The sequence below is a fragment of the Bacillus sp. PS95 genome (assembly GCF_037963565.1).
Taxonomy (GTDB): Bacteria; Bacillota; Bacilli; order Bacillales; family Bacillaceae; genus Bacillus; species Bacillus subtilis.
This window is the reverse complement of sequence record NZ_CP150160.1, coordinates 313,607-331,875: the sequence shown is the minus strand read 5'-3', so window position 1 is coordinate 331,875 and position 18,269 is coordinate 313,607. Positions and strand designations below refer to the sequence as shown.

The window sequence follows — 18,269 nt, the reverse complement described above, 5'->3', positions numbered from 1 at the left end:
AACCTGATGTGAAGACTGGAGAATTTTGTTAACGCTTACATTTTAAATTATCACAATCACTCTATCAAAACAACTTGGCAGAGTGAATACAAATCAATGTTCCTATAAAAAAAGCTGCCCGAAACTGTGAACGCTTCCCTCGCTTTCCAAACAAAAAAAGAAACCATCTATTTTTCAAGATGATTTCTTTTTTATTTCTTCTTTTACCGCTCTTCTGTAAGCCAGCTTCACAATCACATACCGAAGCAGAAACAGAACGCCGCCGCAGACGATAAAAAGAAGAATCATTTTCAGCCAAGCGAAGAATGTATGGGGAATCCCCCTGTCGTACATCGTAAGCACCACTACCGCAAAGGCGACCGCAATTGATTCTATTCGCTGCTGCTTCACCCGTTTTTGCAGTTCTTCTTTGGTGTCTATTCTCGGCATGAGCATTCCGGATGCCGCAGCCCTGATGCAGTAATATAAGATAATGATGAACAAAAACACAAGGCTTGCAGCCCATTCTTTAAACGGAAATTCAAACATAATGCCGCGGATGATCACATCAAGCAGCGCAAATGCTCCCGCTATCATCCCAATCTCCGACCAGATTTTTTGTTCTTTTTCTTTTACTCTCTTATTTTTCCCATTCACGCCTGAAAGTCTATTACGCAGATTATTCATGACCTTCCTCCCGCACTTTTACGAATGGCTTATGGCTTACATGTTACAATAACAGCCTGCGCTTCTGCAATGAATAACTCAAAAGCCCGCCGTACAAGCCGGCGGGCAGCAATCGTTAAAACGGCCCCCAATTGATCATGACGCCGATCACGATAAAGACAAGCCCGATCAAGAACCAAATCAGAGCAAGCGGCACCATAAACCGCAGCCACTTGACATACGGAATACCGCTGGCGGCAAGCACCGCCATGAGAACGCCGGATGTCGGGTTCACACAGTTGACGACCCCTTCTCCAAGCATAACTGCCTCCACCGCAACCTGTCTCGTGATTCCCATCAAATCAGCGAGCGGCGCCAGTATTGGAATAAATACAACGGCTTCGCCAGAACCTGAAGAGATGAGAAAATGAAGCAGCGCACTGGCGATATACATGCCGATTGCCCCGGCAATCGGGCTGAATCCATCCAAAAGTGAAGCCAAAGCATTGACGACAGTATCGAGAAGCTTTCCATTTTCAAGGATAACGGAAATGCTTCGTGCCATCCCGACAATCAGCGCCCCGTATACAAGACTTTGGCAGCCCGTAATGAAGGTTTTGGCAATATCGTTCGCCGCAAGCCCGCCTATTAAACCGGCAAGGACAGAAATAAAAATAAATGTCGCAGCCATTTGGGAATCTGACCAGCCAAGCTTCAAAGCGCCGTATAAAAATCCGACAAGTGAGAGTCCCGCCACAGCCAAAATCAGCTTATGGCGAACGGTAAACGGCACTGACTGATCTTCTTCTTTACCGGCTTCGGCCATTCCTGCCGCAGGGAACCAATCTGTTCCTAACACACTGGCATCTTTTGATTTTTTTAATTTTCTCGTATACAAATAGATATAAATAATAGAAGACAGCAAAAAGCATATGTATATCACAACTCGCAGGCCGATTCCTGAGAAAAGAGGGAGCTCCGCGATTGATTGTGATAAACCGAGCGGTGACGGTGATAATATGGTGGAGTTAAATCCAGCGTAGCAGCCGATGTATATAACAGCGGCTCCCGCGACTGCGTCCCATTTTAAGGATCGTGCCACAATGAGGCCGATGGGGATAAAACCGATAACTGAATTCACGACAATCCCGGTTGTTCCGAGAATGGAGAACAATGCGCCGACAATACAAATAAATAATAATTGCTTTGTGCGGAATTTGCTGATGACATTGTAAATCAGGCCATTGATGGCACCCGTTTTTTCTAGAATAGCAATGGTGCCGCCTGTGAATAGAATCAGAAAGATGATGGGTGCTGATCCAACCATTCCATCCTGTAGAGAAGTAAAAAAGCTGATCAAGCTGACCGGAGACTGTTCAATTGAATGATAGCTTCCCGGAACAGCGGTCGTGACATCCCCCTTTGTCACGCGGTCAAATTCACCTGCCGGCACAATATATGAAGCGATTGCGCAAATGAAAGCAATCATAAATAAGAGGACATAGGCGTCAGGCATTTTAAATGTCATTCGTTTTTTCTTAGGCTGTGTTTCGGCTGCTGGCATACTCATATTTCGATCCATCCCCTCTGTTTGAAAATATTAATTATTCTGAATAGTAGCAATATGTGCTATATTATATACAGCCTATCTTCCTGTTTCAATATAAATAAAGTAAAGAAGGTAAAAATTCATTCTGATAGAAGGAGGTATTTCTTACCATGCAAAAGCTTTCAGAAGACATGAAACAAACCATTATGGACATCTTCGAGCATCTGCACGCGAACCCTGAAGTCAGCTGGAAGGAATATGAGACAACTTCATTTTTGAAACAAAAGCTTGAGGATTTAGGGTGCCGGACGCGCACGTTTTCAGACTGCACCGGGGTTGTCGGCGAAATCGGCTCAGGCTCACCTGTTGTAGCGGTACGCGCTGATATTGACGCGCTGTGGCAGGAGGTTAACGGCACATTTCGCGCCAACCATTCCTGCGGACACGATTCACATATGACAATGGCATTGGGCACATTAATGCTGCTAAAAAAACAACCTGAGCTTCCGAAGGGCACAATCCGTTTTATCTTTCAGCCGGCAGAAGAAAAAGGCGGCGGCGCCTTGAAAATGATAGAAGAAGGCGTGCTTGATGATATCGACTATTTGTATGGCGTTCACGTCCGTCCGATCCAGGAAACACAGAACGGCCGCTGCGCTCCGTCTATTCTGCACGGATCAAGCCAGCACATTGAGGGAACGATCATCGGGGAAGAAGCTCATGGCGCCCGTCCGCACCTCGGGAAAAACAGCATTGAAATTGCGGCATTTCTTGTACATAAGCTCGGACTCATTCATATTGACCCGCAAATCCCGCATACCGTCAAAATGACAAAACTTCAAGCCGGCGGTGAAAGCTCTAACATCATTCCAGGAAAAGCATCGTTCAGCCTTGATTTGCGCGCACAGACCAATGAAGCCATGGAGGCGTTAATCGCCGAAACAGAAAGAGCCTGTGAAGCGGCCGCCGCTGCATTCGGCGCAAAAATCGAGCTGCAAAAAGAACACAGCCTTCCTGCGGCAACACAAAACAAAGAAGCTGAAGCGATCATGGCAGAAGCCATTACAGATATCATCGGGGCTGAGCGGCTTGATGACCCGCTTGTCACTACCGGCGGAGAGGATTTCCATTTTTACGCCGTGAAGGTGCCGAATCTGAAAACAACGATGCTTGGCCTAGGCTGCGGGCTCCAGCCGGGGCTCCATCATCCGCACATGACCTTTGACAGAAATGCGATGTTCAACGGCATTCACATTTTAGCGAATGCCGTGCTCAAAACATTTCAGAAGGCGGAATCACTTGCTGCCGCTAACGCTTCTTAACGCAAAAAAGCAGCCTGGCTACAGGCTGCTTTCTTCATTATTTATTCAAATCTTCAATTGAGTTGACATTTTTCATATATTGAGGAACAACAAGCCCCATCTTCACACCCGTCATACTGGTGCCAATATCATCATATTTGCCTTTATATTTAGCGGCGTATGCTTTATGGGTATTCGGCAGCCATGCGGAAAGGGATGCATCCGCACTTCCCGTTGCAATTGCAGTCCACATTGGCCCAGCCTCTACCTGAGTAAGTGTTACCTCATAGCCCAAGTCTTCTAAGACTTTGCCTATGACGTTTGTACTTGCAATCTCACTGTCCCACGCCACATAGGCAAGGTTGATTTTGTCTCCCTTCACCTTTTGAACGCCTTTTGTCCATTCGGCAATCTGATCCTTGTGTTTATTCACGTACTCAGCAGCAACTTTGGCAGGTTTCTCGCCTTCTTCCACCTTGATCATGATTTCGCCCATTTCGTCCTGCGTCCATTTAAACTGGCTCAGAAGCTTTGCGGCATTCGGCTGTTCTTTGCTGAAGCCTTTGCGTGTGATCGTATGGATTTCCTCTGCGCTGCCATAAGATTGTTTCGGATCATCGAGATATTTCAGCTTATATCTGGAGAACATCCAGTGCGGTGTCCATCCTGTAATGATAATCGGTTTCTTACGGTCGTATGACTTTTTAAGCGTAGCGGTCATCGCAGCACTTGACGCTGAAATCAATGTCCAGTCATTCAGGTCATAATCCTTCATCGCTTTGTCAGTCAGGGACATAATCCCTGAACCGGGGTCAATCCCGATGATGGTCTTATTCACCTGTTCTGCTGCGGATGCATTTTCATCGTTTTCTGAACCGCAAGCCGCAAGTGAGAGCGCCAGCATGGCGGAAACGCCGATGCCGATGATTTTTTTAAGCATCAGGCATTCCCCCTGCTTTTCTTCTTCACTTTAATATTTTGAGTAATACGGTCCAAGGTAATGGCAACGATAACGATGGCGATACCGGCCTCTACTCCGACCCCGGTTTTCAGCTGTGTAACGGCACTATATACTTCAGAACCAAGTCCCGGTGCACCGACCATTGCGGCGATAACAACCATTGATAACGCAAGCATGATGCTCTGGTTAATTCCGGCCAAAATCGTTTTTGTCGCAAGCGGAAGCTGAACTTTAAACAAACGCTGAGCTGTTGTAGAACCGAATGCCTCAGTCGCTTCAATCAGATCCGCCGGCACTTGTTTAATACCGAGAACAGTCATGCGGATTGTCGGCGGCATCGCGAAGATAACAGATGCAACAACACCCGGCACAACACCGATGTTAAAGAAGAAAATCGCCGGCAATAGATATACGAAAGCAGGCATTGTCTGCATTAAATCAAGAATTGGCGTTACAATACGGCGAACCGTTTCTTTCTGAGACGCCCAAATTCCAATCGGAACCCCGACCACAATCGAAATAATCACAGATGTCAAAACAAGCGCCAATGTTTGCAGCATTGGGTCCCAATATCCTAAATAATCGATCAGGAGGAATCCAATCAACGTAAATAACGCAATTCCCCTTGTACTGATCCACCACGCAAGTGCGGCGAAAATAATCGTTAACAAAATAGATGGAATAAATCCAAGACCGGTGACAATTCCATTTACAAAAGCGGCCAATCCGTTTGCAATTCCGTCGAAGAATCCGCCAAACGTCATCGTAATCCAGTCAACAAAACGGTCAATGATATCTGCTAAAGGTATTCTAGGCAGTCTATCCATCTTACTTCACCTCCTGTACAGAAGGATCTTGTGTTTGTTCGCCAGTGCCTTCAGCGTTGATATACTCGTTATTGCCGGCAAGTGCGCCAATCAGCGCGCCTCTTACGACAATTCCTTTCATTCTTTGCTTCTCATCCACAACCGCAATTGGAATATTCGCATCGGACACAACGTCAAAAATCTCAGTCAGATACGTATTCTCTGGTACAGTCGTAAATTCTGTATTCAAGATGTCTTGAAGTGACAAATCAGACTCAGCCGCTTTTTTCGCATCAGACGCATAGATAACACCTAATAATTTCTTTTGTTTATCCACTGCATAAATTGAAGATATTCCAAGGTTTTTCATCAGTGTCAATGCTACGCGAGGCCCTTTATCAATCCGCACTGTTTCAGCGCGTTTCATAATGTGGCCTGCTGTGAGGACTTTAGACAAATCAACATCTTCGACGAATTTCTCAACATATTCGTTAGATGGATTCATCAGGATTTCTTCAGGCGTGCCGATTTGAACGATATTGCCGTCCTTCATTAGGACAATTCTGTCGCCGATCCGCAACGCTTCGTCCAAGTCATGCGTAATAAAGATAATTGTTTTTCCGACATTATCGTGAAGATCAAGAAGCTCATCCTGCATATCTTTACGAATCAGTGGATCAAGCGCACTGAACGCTTCGTCCATCAGAAGGATGTCCGGATCATTTGTCAACGCGCGGGCAAGGCCGACACGCTGCTGCATCCCGCCGGAAAGCTGGTCTGGATATTGGTGTTCAAATCCTTCGAGCCCGACGAGCTTAAGAGACTCAAGCGCTTTTTGCTGCCGCTCTTGTTTGTCTACACCTTGAAGTTCCAGTCCGTATTCTGTGTTTTCAAGTATCGTTCTGTGCGGGAACAGAGCGAACTTTTGGAAGACCATGCTGATTTTCTTCCGGCGGACTTCCCGGAGCTGGTCTTTAGACATATTTGTTATCATGTCACCATCAATGTAAATATTTCCGGCAGTCGGTTCAATAAGCCGGTTTAACATCCGTACTAAAGTTGATTTACCGCTCCCTGATAGACCCATGATGACAAATATCTCACCATCATATACTTCAAAATCTGCCTGATTAACACCAACGGTTGATCCGGTTGCTTTCAGGATCTCTTTTTTTGTCTTTCCGTTGGCAAGCATTTGAACTGCCTTCTTTGTTTGTTTCCCAAAAATCTTAGAGACTTTCTCGACTTTTATCTTAATTGGTTTCTCATCTACACTCATATTTTCCCTCCATATTAAGCAATCTTTATTACCGTAACATTTATGTAACTTCCCACACAAACAGCATATTCTCTTTTATTCTGTACCATTTCTTTATAAACATCCATGTGACCACATGATCTTATTTATGCTTCTAAATGCTCTGTAATCCTCCTATATGATTGTATTTTACGGGTGATTTTTCGCCTATCTTTAGTTGAAAACGCTTTTATTGGAATTGAATTCCTCCTTCCTCTTATGACTTCCTGCTCCTTTACTGGAAAAATAAGTTGCTTTTTCAACACCCATTATGTATTATAGTTTCATGACTATGAAACAATCAGATGATCAAATCAGAGCGCAAATTTTTAAAGCACTGTCTGATGAATCAAGGCTTGCCATTATTCGTACGCTTTATGTCAGCGGAAAAGAACTCAGCTGCGGTGAAGTAGGTGAAAAGTGCAATATTGTCAAAACCACGGCATCTTATCATTTTAAAACGTTGCGTGAAGCGGGATTGACGGCAACCCGGAAAGATTCGCGGACAAAATACGTCAGTTTGCGTGAAGACACATTTCAAACATACCTGCCTGGCTTTTTGGAAACCCTCTAACAAAGGGTTTTCTCTATACATATCTGTTTCATAGTTTCAAAGTTATAAAACAATAGGAGTGATAAAATTTGAATCGCATTTGGCTTTTCTTCAGTGTCATGTTTGTCATTGGCACGGATACCTTTTTGCTTTCGCCGCTTCTCCCCCTTTTACAGGATCAGTTTCATGTCTCTACTGATTTGTCAGGCTGGATGGTCAGTGCTTATGCACTCGGTTATGCGCTCTTCGCTTTCATTGCAGGCCCAATCTCAGACCGGCTGAACAGGAAAACAGTCATGCTGTGGGGACTTGCAGGCTTTATCGTATCCACATTTTTATGCGGCATCGCTCCCTCTTTTGCCGCCATGTGCCTGTTCCGTTTTGCCGCAGGCGTTAGCGCTGCGTTTGTGACGCCTCAAATTTGGGCGTCCATCCCAGTCATTGTCCAGCCTTCTCAGATCATAAAAGGCATGGGGATTGCGACAGCAGGTTTGGCCGCTTCACAAATGCTCGGACTTCCTATTGGAGGGTTTCTCGCTTCCTTTACATGGCATACGCCATTTTTCGTTTTGTCAGCGTGCTCGCTTATTCTTCTATTGATCCTGGCGGCGGTCATGCCTGGCATCCGGCCTTCTGAACCATTGGCGCGCCCATCAATTGTCAACCCCTATCGGGAGCTTTTTTCATTGCCGAAAACATCGGTTATTCTGCTTGCCTATTTTCTGTTTCAAACCGGAAACTTCGCATCGTTCAGCTTTCTGGGTACTTGGCTTTCCACGGATTATCATTTAACCGTGTCACAAATTGGCGCAGCTATGCTTGTACTCGGACTGGGAAATATGCTCGGGAGCCTTATCGGCAGCCGGGTTTCAGAAAAGCTGGGCATGTTTAAAACACTGATCAGCGGGATGCTGCTAATGGGCGCTCTCTATTTCGCTCTTCCGTTCTTTCCAAACTTGTTTTTAGTAGAAGCCGGCTTTTTTCTCACGTTCTTTACAGCTGGCATCATCTTTCCGTTAATGATGGGTGTCTTTCAATCCATTGCACCAAATGCGCGAGGAACCATCGCTTCCCTTTCCAATGCCGCTATGTATGCCGGGACCACTGTCGGTACAAGTATTGCAGGTTTTTTATATCAAAGCACACAGCATTTCGGAGCTGTCACAGGATTTACTGCCATTCTGTTCATACTTTCTATGACGCTCTACCAGACAATTAGTAAAACCGGGAAACGCCAATCCGCAGCCCGGGCGCAATTGTAAAAAAAGCACCTCATTCAAGAGGTGCCTCAGATTGTTGACAAAATCCTAAAATGGTTTTCATTTTAGGATTTTGTCATCTTTTCAGCGTGATTGAAAACCCTTGAAGTCTAGGAAGGACGAGCATAGGAGCGGACATTCACAGGATGTGATGACGACGGCGTTTAGGCAGGACGCCTGAGAATTTAGCCGTTGATCCACTTCGCATTGAGCACCGAAGCGCAGTCCTGACAACGAATGCGAGGGTTTGTCGACACGCTGAAAGCACCTCTTTTAAGAGGTGCTTTTCCTATTCTAGCTCAGTTTGTTTCGTTTCTTTTCCCATAATCAAAATACAAGCAACCGCGAGTAAGATTGCAATGCAAAAGATTGAAAAGATGACCGAAAACGAAATATGACGGGCTGCCAGAGTTCCGACGAGCAAAGGCCCGAAGATGCCGCCGATTCTTCCAAACGCTGCTGTCGTTCCTGAACCTGTTGCTCGAATCGCAGTCGGGTATTGCTCCGGGGTATAAGCATACAGCACGCCCCACGCACCGAGATTGAAAAACGATAACAGCATTCCAGCCGTAAGGAGAAGACTTAAGGAATCCGCCGTTCCGAAGAAATAGGCGCTTCCTGCTGTGCCAATCAAGTAAATGACGAGTATCCACTTCCGGCCCGCTTTTTCAATCAGCCATGCGGCAGAGAAATAGCCAGGTAGCTGAGCAAGCGTCATCAGCAGGACATATTCAAAGCTTTGAATCATGCTGAAGCCTTTCAGCAGCATAACACTCGGGAGCCATAGGAACATGCCGTAATAAGAAAACACCACACAGAACCAAACGATCGACAGCATCACGGTCGGCCGTATATACTGTCTTGCCCAGACGCTTTTTACATTCTCCCACACCGACCTCTTTTTGGCAGAAAGCGATTCATATTTCGGCGAATCAGGCAAACTCGTCCGCAGGTACAGCGCATAAAAAGCAGTCAGCGCAGTTAACAGCAGGGCAGCCTGCCAGCCAAAGCTTGGTATCACAAAGTAAGAAATCAAGGCCGCTGCGAGCCAGCCCACGGCCCAAAAGCTTTCCAAAAGCACAATCACTCTGCCTCGCTTTTCAGGCACAACCGCTTCCGAAACGAGTGTTGAAGCGACTGGAAGCTCTCCGCCAAGTCCCATACCAATCACGAAACGAAGGATTAGAAATGCCGATAAGCTCGTCACAAAAGCGGAAATGCCGCTTCCGATGGAAAAGCATAAAAGGGTGATGATAAACACTTTTTTGCGGCCGATTCGATCAGCAAGCAAACCAAACAAAAACGCACCCGCAGCCATGCCGATGGAATTGACGCTTCCGATCCATTTCATTTCCTCGGGCGACAGATTCCACTCTACATGGAGCGCGGCGATAATAAACGATAATATTCCGACATCCATTGCATCAAACAGCCACCCCAAACCGGCGACGCCCAGCAGTTTACGCTGGGATATAGGCTGTTGTTTTCCCATTGCCAACACCTCTGATATGCAAAATGATTACCGTTTAAGTTTACACCTGTCTTTACACATTGTCATTAACTAAATGATGTAATTGAGAAACCCCGCTTATGTTCCACAAGCGGGGTTTTTCTTATTGCTGCAATGCTGCTTTTTTAATATTATCCTGAAGCTGTGCAATTCGTCTCGCGCCGTCTTCGCGGAGGCGCTTGTTTTCTTCTTCGATTTGTTTTGTTTCCTGCATGCCGCTGACAATCGTGTTCCAAGACGATTCGATCGTTTCAATATCTATGCTCGGTCTGCCGGCCATTCTGGCAATTTCAACACTTTGGCTCGAGATGTTTTCAGCATTTCGTTTCAGCATCTCGTTTGTCCGGCGGTCAAGCTCGCTCATGGAATCAGCCACAAGCTTTTGCCGCTTTACCGTAACAGCCTGAATAATGCCGTTTTTGAAAATCGGAATGGTAATGATAAACGCGGAGTTGATTTTCCCGATCAGCTTTGCATTTCCTCGCTGCAGGAGACGGATTTGAGGTGCGGTTTGAAGCGCCACCATCCGTGCCATGTCAAGATCATACACCCGTTCCTCAAGCGCCTGAATGCCGTTGCGCAACGTATCGAGCTGCATTTGCGCCAGCTGGTTCCCGCTTGCCGCTTTTTCCTCATATGAAGGAAGGATCGACTGCATCTCTTCCAGTTTCATCTGCCCGGCAACGACGTATTTTTCAAGCTCCATATAGTATTTGATATTGTTTTCATACATTTCATCGAGCGTGTAGTTCGTCTTCGTCATCTCATCTTTGTATTTTGAAATCTCAACGTGGATTTTTTCAATCTCTCCGCCAAGCGTCTGATACTTTTTAAAGATTTTTTCAATCATGCTGCCGCCGCGTTTGAAAATTTTCGCCATTAATCCCTTTGGCTCATCAAAATCATTTTTGTCGAAGCGGTCCATGATTTTCCCAAGCTGAGTCAGCATTGTGCCGGAGTCTGTCACGCTTGTTGTTTTCATCATCCCCAAGATGCGGTCAGAGAACTTGGATATTTCAACGGCCGGCTCCTTGCCGTACTCAAGCAGCTCCATTTGGTTTTTGACGTCAATTTGTTGAGCAAGCCGCTTCACTTCTGGTTCCTGACGGAGCTGAAGGCGGATATCGTCAGCTTTTTGCTGGGAAATCTCTTCATTTTTATCGAGAACAAGCGGATTTTGATTTTCTGTTGTCATGCTTTTCTTCTCTCCTTATTTTTGGGTAATGGTTCTGAAGAGCCTTTTCACAATCGAAGGCTCTTTGTAGTCCTGCTGAAACACCATGTCATCCAGCCAGTGGATATCATACTGATCCTCTTCAATAAACTGCTCAATATCTTGGTGTCCGGGCGGATTATAAATGATGATATCGATTCCGATTTCATTCAGGAACAGCAGGGCGGCAGCATCCGAACGCGTGAGTCCGCCGCTCATTTCCGTATGATATAAAACGAGTTTCGGAACGGTTTGCGCATAGTCGAACATTTGAATCAATTTCAGCAGATTAGCAGGCAGGTTTGTTGTTTGTTTAAACAAATAGATTTGAACATCCTTGACTTGTTCCTGATGCAAAGCCTTAAGCCGCGGGTGCCTGCACATTCTCGAAATCGTTTTGGCAATGGCAGTCTGAACGCCCGCCGGCAGCTGTTTGTACTGCCACACATTGCTTGCCATCAGCTTGTCCGGATCAATGTTCCCTTCTTGATCAAGTGCGTGGCTGTAGTGAAATTGATAGTTCGACTTTATTTCTTCTGTAAATGGAAAGCTTCTGACCATTTCTGTTTCCTGATAATCCGCTAGAGTATGAAGCCTGTTCCAATATTCCTTATTGTCTTTCGACACGCCCATAATTTTGGCGAATACATTCGGAATCTCAATGGAATGTTTATCAGCTTTGAAATTCGGCCGAATAAAGGCGCGTTCTTTCGTGATTAAAAACAATTCATCATAGGTTGTTTTCAGCGTAACGGACACCGGTGTGTGATCTCTGAACTGCCACGGCTTATACAGCATGGATTCCTCGTGATTCAGCACATGTTCAATTTCCTTTGTTGAGCGGTAAGCCACTGTTGATTTCCGGTCTGGTTTTTCTTTCGGAAACGGCTGAAGCTCCGAAACATCCGGGAGCTTTTCCGTAAAACCGAGCTCCTGCTTCGGGTCGACAAGCGCCAGCTGATCCGTTCCCGCCGGATGGAACAGCAGTACATCACAGCCGACCAGCATCAGATAATATAAGAAATAGAGCTGGCTTTTCGTCGCATCTCCATACCAAACAACCTTCGGCATCTCCCGCTCTATATCGGTTTTTTCCAGCCAAGGGTTCAGATGGTTTAAGGAAAACTTCGAGACATCAAGCAGCACTCTGCGAAAATCAGGATGATTCAGCCCCTTTTCATGACTGTCCGCAAAGGTATGTAAAAGCGTCATCAGCGCTTTTCTTAAATGGCGGTGCATCAGGGGATTTGAGTGCTTCGCAATCAGCTTTTCCCCGTCCAGAAAGGCAACAAAGCGGCTGACTGACAGCCCTTTTTCTTTCTGATTGATGGAATGAATATGCTGAAGCTTTTGAAATGTTTCCGGTTCGATTGTTTTATCAAGCGTTTCACTCAAAATCGTTATGCGGTCGTTTACAGACAGCTCATACAGCTCGTTATAGTAATCCGTCTCATCAATAGGCGTGCCCAATATCTGACCGGCAAGACGAGAAAAAGAAAGGCCTTGTGCAGTTTCATAGTGATCCCGCTCCGGCAATGGCTGAAACAGCAGGCTTTTCCAATCGCCATCAGCCGGAAGTGCTTTATGAATGGTTAGTTCTTCTTGTCTCATCATATCCTCCTTTCCGGTTTGTCATTGAACGATATTTCGGTAACAAAAAAGGAAGGACATTGAACCTCCCTCCTTGTTTTGTTTTATTCTTCTTTTGAAGCGGCTGTTTGTTCGCGCACCTGCTTTTGTTTATTGATGTAGTGAATGATCAATGTTACCGCAAATGCAGCGATAATGATAATGAAGAATACAGAGTGCGGCATTTCGTAATGGAAAGCGCTCCCCGCCATTTTCAGCGCGATAATGCCGATTAAGACGAATGCTGTGTTTTCCAGCTCAGGAATTTTATCAATCAGCACAAGGAATACTTTTGCCACTGTACGCATCATTAAAATACCAAGCATACCGCCAATCAGAAGCACCCATACTTTTTCAGATACTGCAAACGCGGCCAGGATGCTGTCCACAGAGAAGGCAAGATCCATTAATTCTACTGAAATGACAGTCGCCCAGAAGATCCCAAACGTGCGGACCATCCAAGAGTTTTTCTTGATGCCGTCCGCTTCCTCTTCTTTTTCGCCAATCCAGAAGTGCTTAATGACGAGCCAAGCCAGGTAAAGCGCGCCAAGCACCTTGATCCACCAGAATTTAATGAGAAGCATACCGAGCCCGATGAAAATAAACCTGAAAATATAAGCTCCAAACAAACCATACGTTAACGCTTTTTTCCGCTGTTTTTCCGGCAGGTGTTTAACCATGACCGCAAGAACAAGCGCGTTATCGGCCGATAAAAGGCCTTCCAGAACAACAAGGGAACCGATCAAACCCCAGGAAACAGGATCAGTCAGAACTTCCCCCCACATTTTCCAATCGAAAAATGAAGCATACGTAGACAAAATATGATGTAAAAAGTCCAAGTTTTTTCCTCCTATTAATTTGAAACGGTGACTTCTCTATTTGTCACTCGCTTACACTTGCAAACCGTAATTCCGGCACAATGCAGCCAGCCCGCCGGAAAATCCGCTGCCGATTGCATTGAATTTCCACTCGCCGCCGTGTCTGTAAAGCTCACAAACGACAACAGCTGTTTCAATGGAGAAGTCTTCTCCCAAATCGAAGCGAAGAAGCTCATTCTGCGTTTCTTCATCCACAACGCGGACAAATGCATTGGAAACTTGTCCAAAGTTTTGGCTGCGTGCTTCAGCGTCGTGAATGGTCACTGTGATGCCGATTTTCTCAATGTGAGCAGGGATTTTTGAGAAATCAACGATAATCTGCTCATCATCTCCGTCGCCCTCACCCGTGCGGTTGTCACCCGTATGGATGACACCGCCGCTCGGATGTTCAAGGTTATTATAGAAGACGAAATCGAGATCATTTACGCAGTTATCATGCGCATCAACTAAAAAGGCCGAAGCATCCAGGTCAAAATCGTGTCCGCCGGAGTACTTGTTTGTATCCCAGCCTAAGCCGATCACCGCTTTAGTCAGTCCCGGATTTGTTTTTGTTAAATCAATGCGCTGTCCTTTTGATAATTGAATGGCCATACTGCCTCTCTCCTTTCTGCTCTTCGTATTTGTCTTAACCGACTTGCAAACCGTAGTCTGTTGCAATGCGGGCAAGGCCGCCTTGGTAGCCTGAGCCGATTGCTGAGAATTTCCACTCGCCGTTATGTCTGTAAAGCTCCCCTGCAATGATTGCCGTTTCAATAGAGAAATCTTCTGCAAGATCGTAACGGATGAGCTCTTCATTTGTTTCTTCATTTACGATGCGGACAAACGCGTTTGATACTTGTCCAAAGTTTTGGCTGCGCGCTTCTGCATCGTGAATGGTAATAACAAATGAGATTTTATCAATGTTTGCCGGTACAGCGCTGAGATTTACTTTTACATTCTCATCGTCGCCTTCGCCAGCACCAGTCAGGTTGTCGCCTGAATGAACGACTGAACCATTGCCGCCTTCAAGCTGGTTGTAGAAAATAAAGTCGTTTGGTGACGCGCATTTGCCTGCGGCGTCTAACAGAAACACACTTGAGTCAAGATCAAAGTCGTGCCCGCCGTCATACTTGTTCGTATCCCAGCCTAAACCGACAACAACCTTTGAAAGACCCGGATTTGTTTTTGTTAAATCTACTTTTTGTCCTTTTGCCAATGAAATTGTCATGTTTCATCCACTCCTTTTCTTTTATACGTATCGGCTGATAATATCTTCTAATCTCGTATCGTTCGTGCCTTCACCGATCGCCGCAAACTTCCACTCACTGCCGCTGCGGTAGATTTCTGCTGTAATCAGGCTTGTTCTGCCGGCGTAATTGTCTCTCAAATTGTACTTGAGCATTTCCTCGTGATTAGATTGATCAACTACGCGGATAAACGCATTTTGAATCATGCCGAAATCTTGTTTTCTTCTGACACAATCGTAAATGTTCACTACAAATACAAGCTTATCGATGTTTCCAGGCACTTTATCTAAATCTATCATAATTTGCTCGTCATCGCCCGCACCGTCACCCGTCAGGTTGTCGCCTGTATGCTGTACACCGCCGCAGCGGCTTTTCAGGTTGCCGAAATAAATCAGGTTTTTCTTATCGGTGAATTTTCCGTTTTCCAACATCAGCACTGAAGCGTCACAGTCGATATTCGGACCGCCTCCGCCAAGCAGTTTGCTGAAGAACCCTCCGCCTGAGGACACTGGGTCCCAGCCGAGACCGACCATCAATTTTGACAGACCGGCTTTTCCTTTTGTTAAATCAATTCGTTGACCTTTTTCTAAAGAAATTGCCACACGATTCACTCCTACTCATCGAAATGTGAAGATAGTCACATTTATTTTTACGCTCACAAGGAAAATAAGCCGTAAATTACTAATATATACGTTTGTTATTATATCAAAGTTTCGTAAAAGTTAAGAATAATTGACGAAAAACCTCGAAAAAAAACTTCCATATTTGATATATGATTTGCAAATGCTATAAAGTGCGCTTCTTAAACAAACCATTTGACGCGGGCAAGTCATTTTGCCTATTCTGGTGTCACCATCTAAAAACAGACAGAAAGGAAGCGGCCTTTTGATTCAATTAAGCATACTTGATCAGGCACCTGTTTCTAAAGGAGAGAGCCCTGTGACAACTCTTCAGCATTCGGTTGAGCTTGCCCAATTAAGCGAAGAGTGGGGCTATAAGCGTTATTGGTTTGCCGAGCATCACAGCACGAAAGGACTGGCAAGCACAGCGCCTGAAATCATGATCGCCCGCATCGCAGCACAGACAAACACCATTCGTGTCGGATCAGGCGGCGTGCTTCTGCCCCAATACAGCCCATTTAAAGTGGCTGAAACCTTTCGCCAGCTTGAGGCCCTGTATCCAAACCGGATTGACCTCGGCGTCGGCCGTTCCCCCGGCGGCACGACAAAAACCAGGCTTGCATTAACGGACGGGGTGAAAAAAAGCTTAACCGAATTTAACAGACAGCTGCAGGATGTCTCTTATTTTCTAACAGATTCCCTTCCTCCCGACCATCCGTATGCCGGAATCAAAGCGGCGCCCCTTATTGGTACGGCACCCGAGCTATGGGTGCTCGGTCTTGGTGAAAACAGCGCAAGACGCGCGGCGCACCAGGGGATTGGATATGTATTTGGGCATTTCATTAATCCCGAGCGAGGAGAAAATGCATTCCGCATCTACCGGGAAAGCTTTCGGCCCTCAGCCCATTTTTCGAATCCATCCGCACTGTTTACGATTTTTGTCATTTGCGCAAAAACAGATGAAGAGGCAGAAGAACTCGCATTAAGCCAGGATTTGTGGCTTCTTCGCGTCGGAAAAGGCTTGGACAGCCGCGTGCCAAGCATCGAGGAGGCAAAAGCCTATCCCTACACAGCGTCCGATAAAAAACTCATAGAAGAAAACAGAAAGCGGATGGTGATCGGTTCTCCAACCACTGTCAAACAACAGCTGTTAGACCTCACAGGCCGCTACGAAACAAATGAAATCATGGTTCTGTGCAATGTGTTTGATTTTGAGGCGAAAAAAGAATCGTATGAGCGCCTTGCCAGATTGTTTCTATAAAAAAAGCAGTTTTCCCTAGGGAAAACTGCTTTTCATGTTATCGGCTTCTTTTTTTGCGCTGAGCTTCTTTTTTGATAAACGTCCAAACTCCCTGAACTGCAAATCCGATTAATAGCAAAACGATCAATAGCAGGGTAATAGACGGACCTGGCGGCGTCCCGAGCTGATAGGATGATGTCAGTCCCGTAAATACGCTGAATAATGAAATGAGTATGGCTGTAATGAAAACCATGTTAAAGCCTTTTGCAATTCTGATGGCGAAGGCTGCCGGCAATACGAGCAGGGCCGATACAAGAAGGACCCCGATGATCGGAATAATGACTGAAATCGCAAGGCCTGTGACAATACTGAATGACAGCGAGAGAACGTTTGTATTGATTCCCGATGTTTTGGCTGTAGCTTCATCAAACGTCAGCAGGTAGAGCGGCCTTCTCAGTACGATAAAATAAAGCAGGATCAGCAGTGTGATAATACTGATAATATAGACCTGCTGCTGGTTTACTGTCACAAGCGATCCAAATAGGTATTGATCGATGCTCATATTGGCTGTGCCTTTGGAAAGGCTGATTAAAAACATCGCGAAGGACAAACCAGCTGCCATTAAGATGGCAATGGACACTTCTGAATAAGTCCGATACGCCCGCCGCATGTATTCAATTCCGATCGCGCCGATGGTCACGACGACTATGCTTGCTGCGGTTATATTGGTGCTGAGAAAAAAGCCGATGGCAACACCTGACAATGAGATATGTGAAAGTGTGTCAGCCATTAAGGCCTGTCTTCTGAGAACGAGATACACTCCTAGTATCGGAGCCATGACGGCGATCATGCCGCCTGCTAGAAAAGCTCGTCGCATGAATTCCAAGTCAAACATTTCCATCCGCCTTTTTCTCCTCTCTCTAATCGAATCACTTTATCTAAAAATTGCTGTACTTCGTTTTGTTCGTGAGTAACCATCACAACTGTGCGGTTGTGATTTTTCACAAGGTGATGCATAAATTCGTAAAATCCTTTTCTGCTGTCGTAATCAACAGCTGTCGTCGGTTCGTCCAGCATCAGCAGATCCGGGTTGCTGGCGAGCATTCTGGCGATACAGATTTTCTGTTTCTGTCCGCCTGATAAATCACCGATTTTACGATGACGGAGCTCCCACATTTCCACCATTTTCAGTGCTTTTTCTACTTCAAGATGATCTTCTTCATTTAAACGTTTAAACCATTTCCCTTTTGTATAGCGGCCTGACTGAACAAGCTCCAGCACCGTGCTCGGAAAGCCGGCATTAAATGAAGAAATTTGCTGCGGGACGTACCCTATGGTCAGGCGTTTCCCTTCTGTATTCCTTTTACTGATCGTCACTGTGCCTTCCCACGGTTTCAGCATGCCGAGCATTACCTTTATGAGCGTCGATTTAGAGGCGCCGTTTGGCCCAGTGATGCCGACGAACTCACCGCTTTCAATATCAAGTGATACTTTATCTAAAACAGGCGTATGGGAATAGCCGAAAACGATATCTTTCAATGAGACGAGATTCATGTTAATCTTCCTTTCTCACAAAGAAATA

17 protein-coding genes and 1 pseudogene are annotated in these 18,269 nt (G+C 45.7%); 4 read left to right on the top strand and 14 right to left on the bottom strand.

The window, feature by feature from the left end; genetic code table 11:
- Positions 1-64: 64 nt before the first annotated feature.
- Positions 65-666 (bottom strand): annotated as a pseudogene (locus tag NSQ12_RS01855) (DUF6773 family protein).
- Positions 667-781: 115 nt separating this feature from the next.
- Positions 782-2,215: a YfcC family protein gene (locus NSQ12_RS01850; protein ID WP_029727054.1), complete on the bottom strand. Its 1,434-nt coding sequence runs from the start codon at positions 2,213-2,215 to the stop codon at positions 782-784.
- Between the two features lie 149 nt (positions 2,216-2,364).
- Between NSQ12_RS01850 and NSQ12_RS01845 the strand changes: the two genes are divergently transcribed.
- A complete protein-coding gene (locus NSQ12_RS01845) occupies positions 2,365-3,516 on the top strand; it encodes a M20 peptidase aminoacylase family protein (RefSeq protein WP_029317212.1) in 1,152 nt (383 codons plus the stop codon).
- 37 nt (positions 3,517-3,553) lie between these two features.
- Here the strand turns inward: NSQ12_RS01845 and opuAC are convergent, their stop codons facing one another.
- The 3 genes from opuAC to opuAA are packed head-to-tail and all read right to left on the bottom strand — an operon-like array spanning position 3,554 to position 6,541.
- Positions 3,554-4,435: a glycine/proline betaine ABC transporter substrate-binding protein OpuAC gene (opuAC, locus tag NSQ12_RS01840; RefSeq protein ID WP_003234700.1), complete on the bottom strand. Its 882-nt coding sequence runs from the start codon at positions 4,433-4,435 to the stop codon at positions 3,554-3,556.
- The gene (opuAB, locus tag NSQ12_RS01835) at positions 4,435-5,283 is read right to left on the bottom strand and encodes a glycine/proline betaine ABC transporter permease subunit OpuAB (RefSeq protein WP_003234703.1); all 849 of its coding nucleotides are present in this window, start codon (positions 5,281-5,283) and stop codon (positions 4,435-4,437) included. Before opuAB ends, opuAC begins: the two co-directional genes overlap by 1 nt.
- A gap of 1 nt (position 5,284) precedes the next feature.
- Positions 5,285-6,541, bottom strand: coding sequence for a glycine/proline betaine ABC transporter ATP-binding protein OpuAA (gene opuAA, locus NSQ12_RS01830; protein WP_024571578.1), 1,257 nt, complete (start codon positions 6,539-6,541; stop codon positions 5,285-5,287).
- Between the two features lie 289 nt (positions 6,542-6,830).
- On the opposite strand from opuAA, the gene NSQ12_RS01825 reads away from it, so the two are divergent.
- The gene (locus tag NSQ12_RS01825) at positions 6,831-7,133 is read left to right on the top strand and encodes a metalloregulator ArsR/SmtB family transcription factor (protein WP_010886398.1); all 303 of its coding nucleotides are present in this window, start codon (positions 6,831-6,833) and stop codon (positions 7,131-7,133) included.
- 68 nt (positions 7,134-7,201) lie between these two features.
- Entirely contained in the window at positions 7,202-8,374 is a 1,173-nt protein-coding gene (locus NSQ12_RS01820) for an MFS transporter (RefSeq protein ID WP_327837500.1), read from the top strand.
- A gap of 286 nt (positions 8,375-8,660) precedes the next feature.
- On the opposite strand, the gene niaP is transcribed toward NSQ12_RS01820, so the two are convergent.
- From niaP to NSQ12_RS01785, 7 genes are all read right to left on the bottom strand, one after another.
- The gene (gene niaP / locus NSQ12_RS01815) at positions 8,661-9,863 is read right to left on the bottom strand and encodes a niacin permease NiaP (RefSeq protein WP_015252880.1); all 1,203 of its coding nucleotides are present in this window, start codon (positions 9,861-9,863) and stop codon (positions 8,661-8,663) included.
- A 121-nt stretch (positions 9,864-9,984) separates the two neighbouring features.
- Positions 9,985-11,076 (bottom strand): toxic anion resistance protein, encoded by a 1,092-nt coding sequence (locus NSQ12_RS01810; protein WP_003234715.1) that lies wholly within the window; start codon positions 11,074-11,076, stop codon positions 9,985-9,987.
- Positions 11,077-11,091: 15 nt separating this feature from the next.
- Positions 11,092-12,705 (bottom strand): YceG family protein, encoded by a 1,614-nt coding sequence (locus tag NSQ12_RS01805; protein ID WP_339175757.1) that lies wholly within the window; start codon positions 12,703-12,705, stop codon positions 11,092-11,094.
- 83 nt (positions 12,706-12,788) lie between these two features.
- On the bottom strand, positions 12,789-13,562 hold the full coding sequence (locus tag NSQ12_RS01800; RefSeq protein ID WP_003234719.1) for a TerC family protein: 774 nt from the start codon (positions 13,560-13,562) through the stop codon (positions 12,789-12,791).
- Positions 13,563-13,613: 51 nt separating this feature from the next.
- The gene (locus tag NSQ12_RS01795; RefSeq protein ID WP_003241242.1) at positions 13,614-14,192 is read right to left on the bottom strand and encodes a TerD family protein; all 579 of its coding nucleotides are present in this window, start codon (positions 14,190-14,192) and stop codon (positions 13,614-13,616) included.
- A gap of 34 nt (positions 14,193-14,226) precedes the next feature.
- A complete protein-coding gene (locus NSQ12_RS01790; protein ID WP_003234723.1) occupies positions 14,227-14,808 on the bottom strand; it encodes a TerD family protein in 582 nt (193 codons plus the stop codon).
- A gap of 21 nt (positions 14,809-14,829) precedes the next feature.
- On the bottom strand, positions 14,830-15,429 hold the full coding sequence (locus NSQ12_RS01785) for a TerD family protein (RefSeq protein WP_003234725.1): 600 nt from the start codon (positions 15,427-15,429) through the stop codon (positions 14,830-14,832).
- Positions 15,430-15,712: 283 nt separating this feature from the next.
- On the opposite strand from NSQ12_RS01785, the gene NSQ12_RS01780 reads away from it, so the two are divergent.
- Positions 15,713-16,708, top strand: a complete 996-nt coding sequence (locus NSQ12_RS01780; protein ID WP_339175754.1) for an LLM class flavin-dependent oxidoreductase — start codon at positions 15,713-15,715, stop codon at positions 16,706-16,708.
- A gap of 37 nt (positions 16,709-16,745) precedes the next feature.
- On the opposite strand, the gene znuB is transcribed toward NSQ12_RS01780, so the two are convergent.
- The gene (znuB, locus tag NSQ12_RS01775) at positions 16,746-17,588 is read right to left on the bottom strand and encodes a zinc ABC transporter permease ZnuB (RefSeq protein ID WP_003246340.1); all 843 of its coding nucleotides are present in this window, start codon (positions 17,586-17,588) and stop codon (positions 16,746-16,748) included.
- On the bottom strand, positions 17,546-18,241 hold the full coding sequence (gene znuC / locus NSQ12_RS01770) for a zinc ABC transporter ATP-binding protein ZnuC (protein ID WP_014475714.1): 696 nt from the start codon (positions 18,239-18,241) through the stop codon (positions 17,546-17,548). The genes znuB and znuC overlap by 43 nt, the downstream gene beginning before the upstream one ends.
- Positions 18,242-18,269 lie beyond the last annotated feature (28 nt).

Coding starts and splice junctions, on each gene's coding strand:
- NSQ12_RS01850 (WP_029727054.1), bottom strand. CDS start 2,215: ATGAGTATGCCAGCAGCCGAAACACAGCCTAAGAAAAAACGAATGACA.
- NSQ12_RS01845 (WP_029317212.1), top strand. CDS start 2,365: ATGCAAAAGCTTTCAGAAGACATGAAACAAACCATTATGGACATCTTC.
- opuAC (WP_003234700.1), bottom strand. CDS start 4,435: ATGCTTAAAAAAATCATCGGCATCGGCGTTTCCGCCATGCTGGCGCTC.
- opuAB (WP_003234703.1), bottom strand. CDS start 5,283: ATGGATAGACTGCCTAGAATACCTTTAGCAGATATCATTGACCGTTTT.
- opuAA (WP_024571578.1), bottom strand. CDS start 6,541: ATGAGTGTAGATGAGAAACCAATTAAGATAAAAGTCGAGAAAGTCTCT.
- NSQ12_RS01825 (WP_010886398.1), top strand. CDS start 6,831: ATGTATTATAGTTTCATGACTATGAAACAATCAGATGATCAAATCAGA.
- niaP (WP_015252880.1), bottom strand. CDS start 9,863: ATGGGAAAACAACAGCCTATATCCCAGCGTAAACTGCTGGGCGTCGCC.
- NSQ12_RS01810 (WP_003234715.1), bottom strand. CDS start 11,076: ATGACAACAGAAAATCAAAATCCGCTTGTTCTCGATAAAAATGAAGAG.
- NSQ12_RS01805 (WP_339175757.1), bottom strand. CDS start 12,705: ATGAGACAAGAAGAACTAACCATTCATAAAGCACTTCCGGCTGATGGC.
- NSQ12_RS01795 (WP_003241242.1), bottom strand. CDS start 14,192: ATGGCCATTCAATTATCAAAAGGACAGCGCATTGATTTAACAAAAACA.
- NSQ12_RS01790 (WP_003234723.1), bottom strand. CDS start 14,808: ATGACAATTTCATTGGCAAAAGGACAAAAAGTAGATTTAACAAAAACA.
- znuB (WP_003246340.1), bottom strand. CDS start 17,588: ATGGAAATGTTTGACTTGGAATTCATGCGACGAGCTTTTCTAGCAGGC.
- znuC (WP_014475714.1), bottom strand. CDS start 18,241: ATGAATCTCGTCTCATTGAAAGATATCGTTTTCGGCTATTCCCATACG.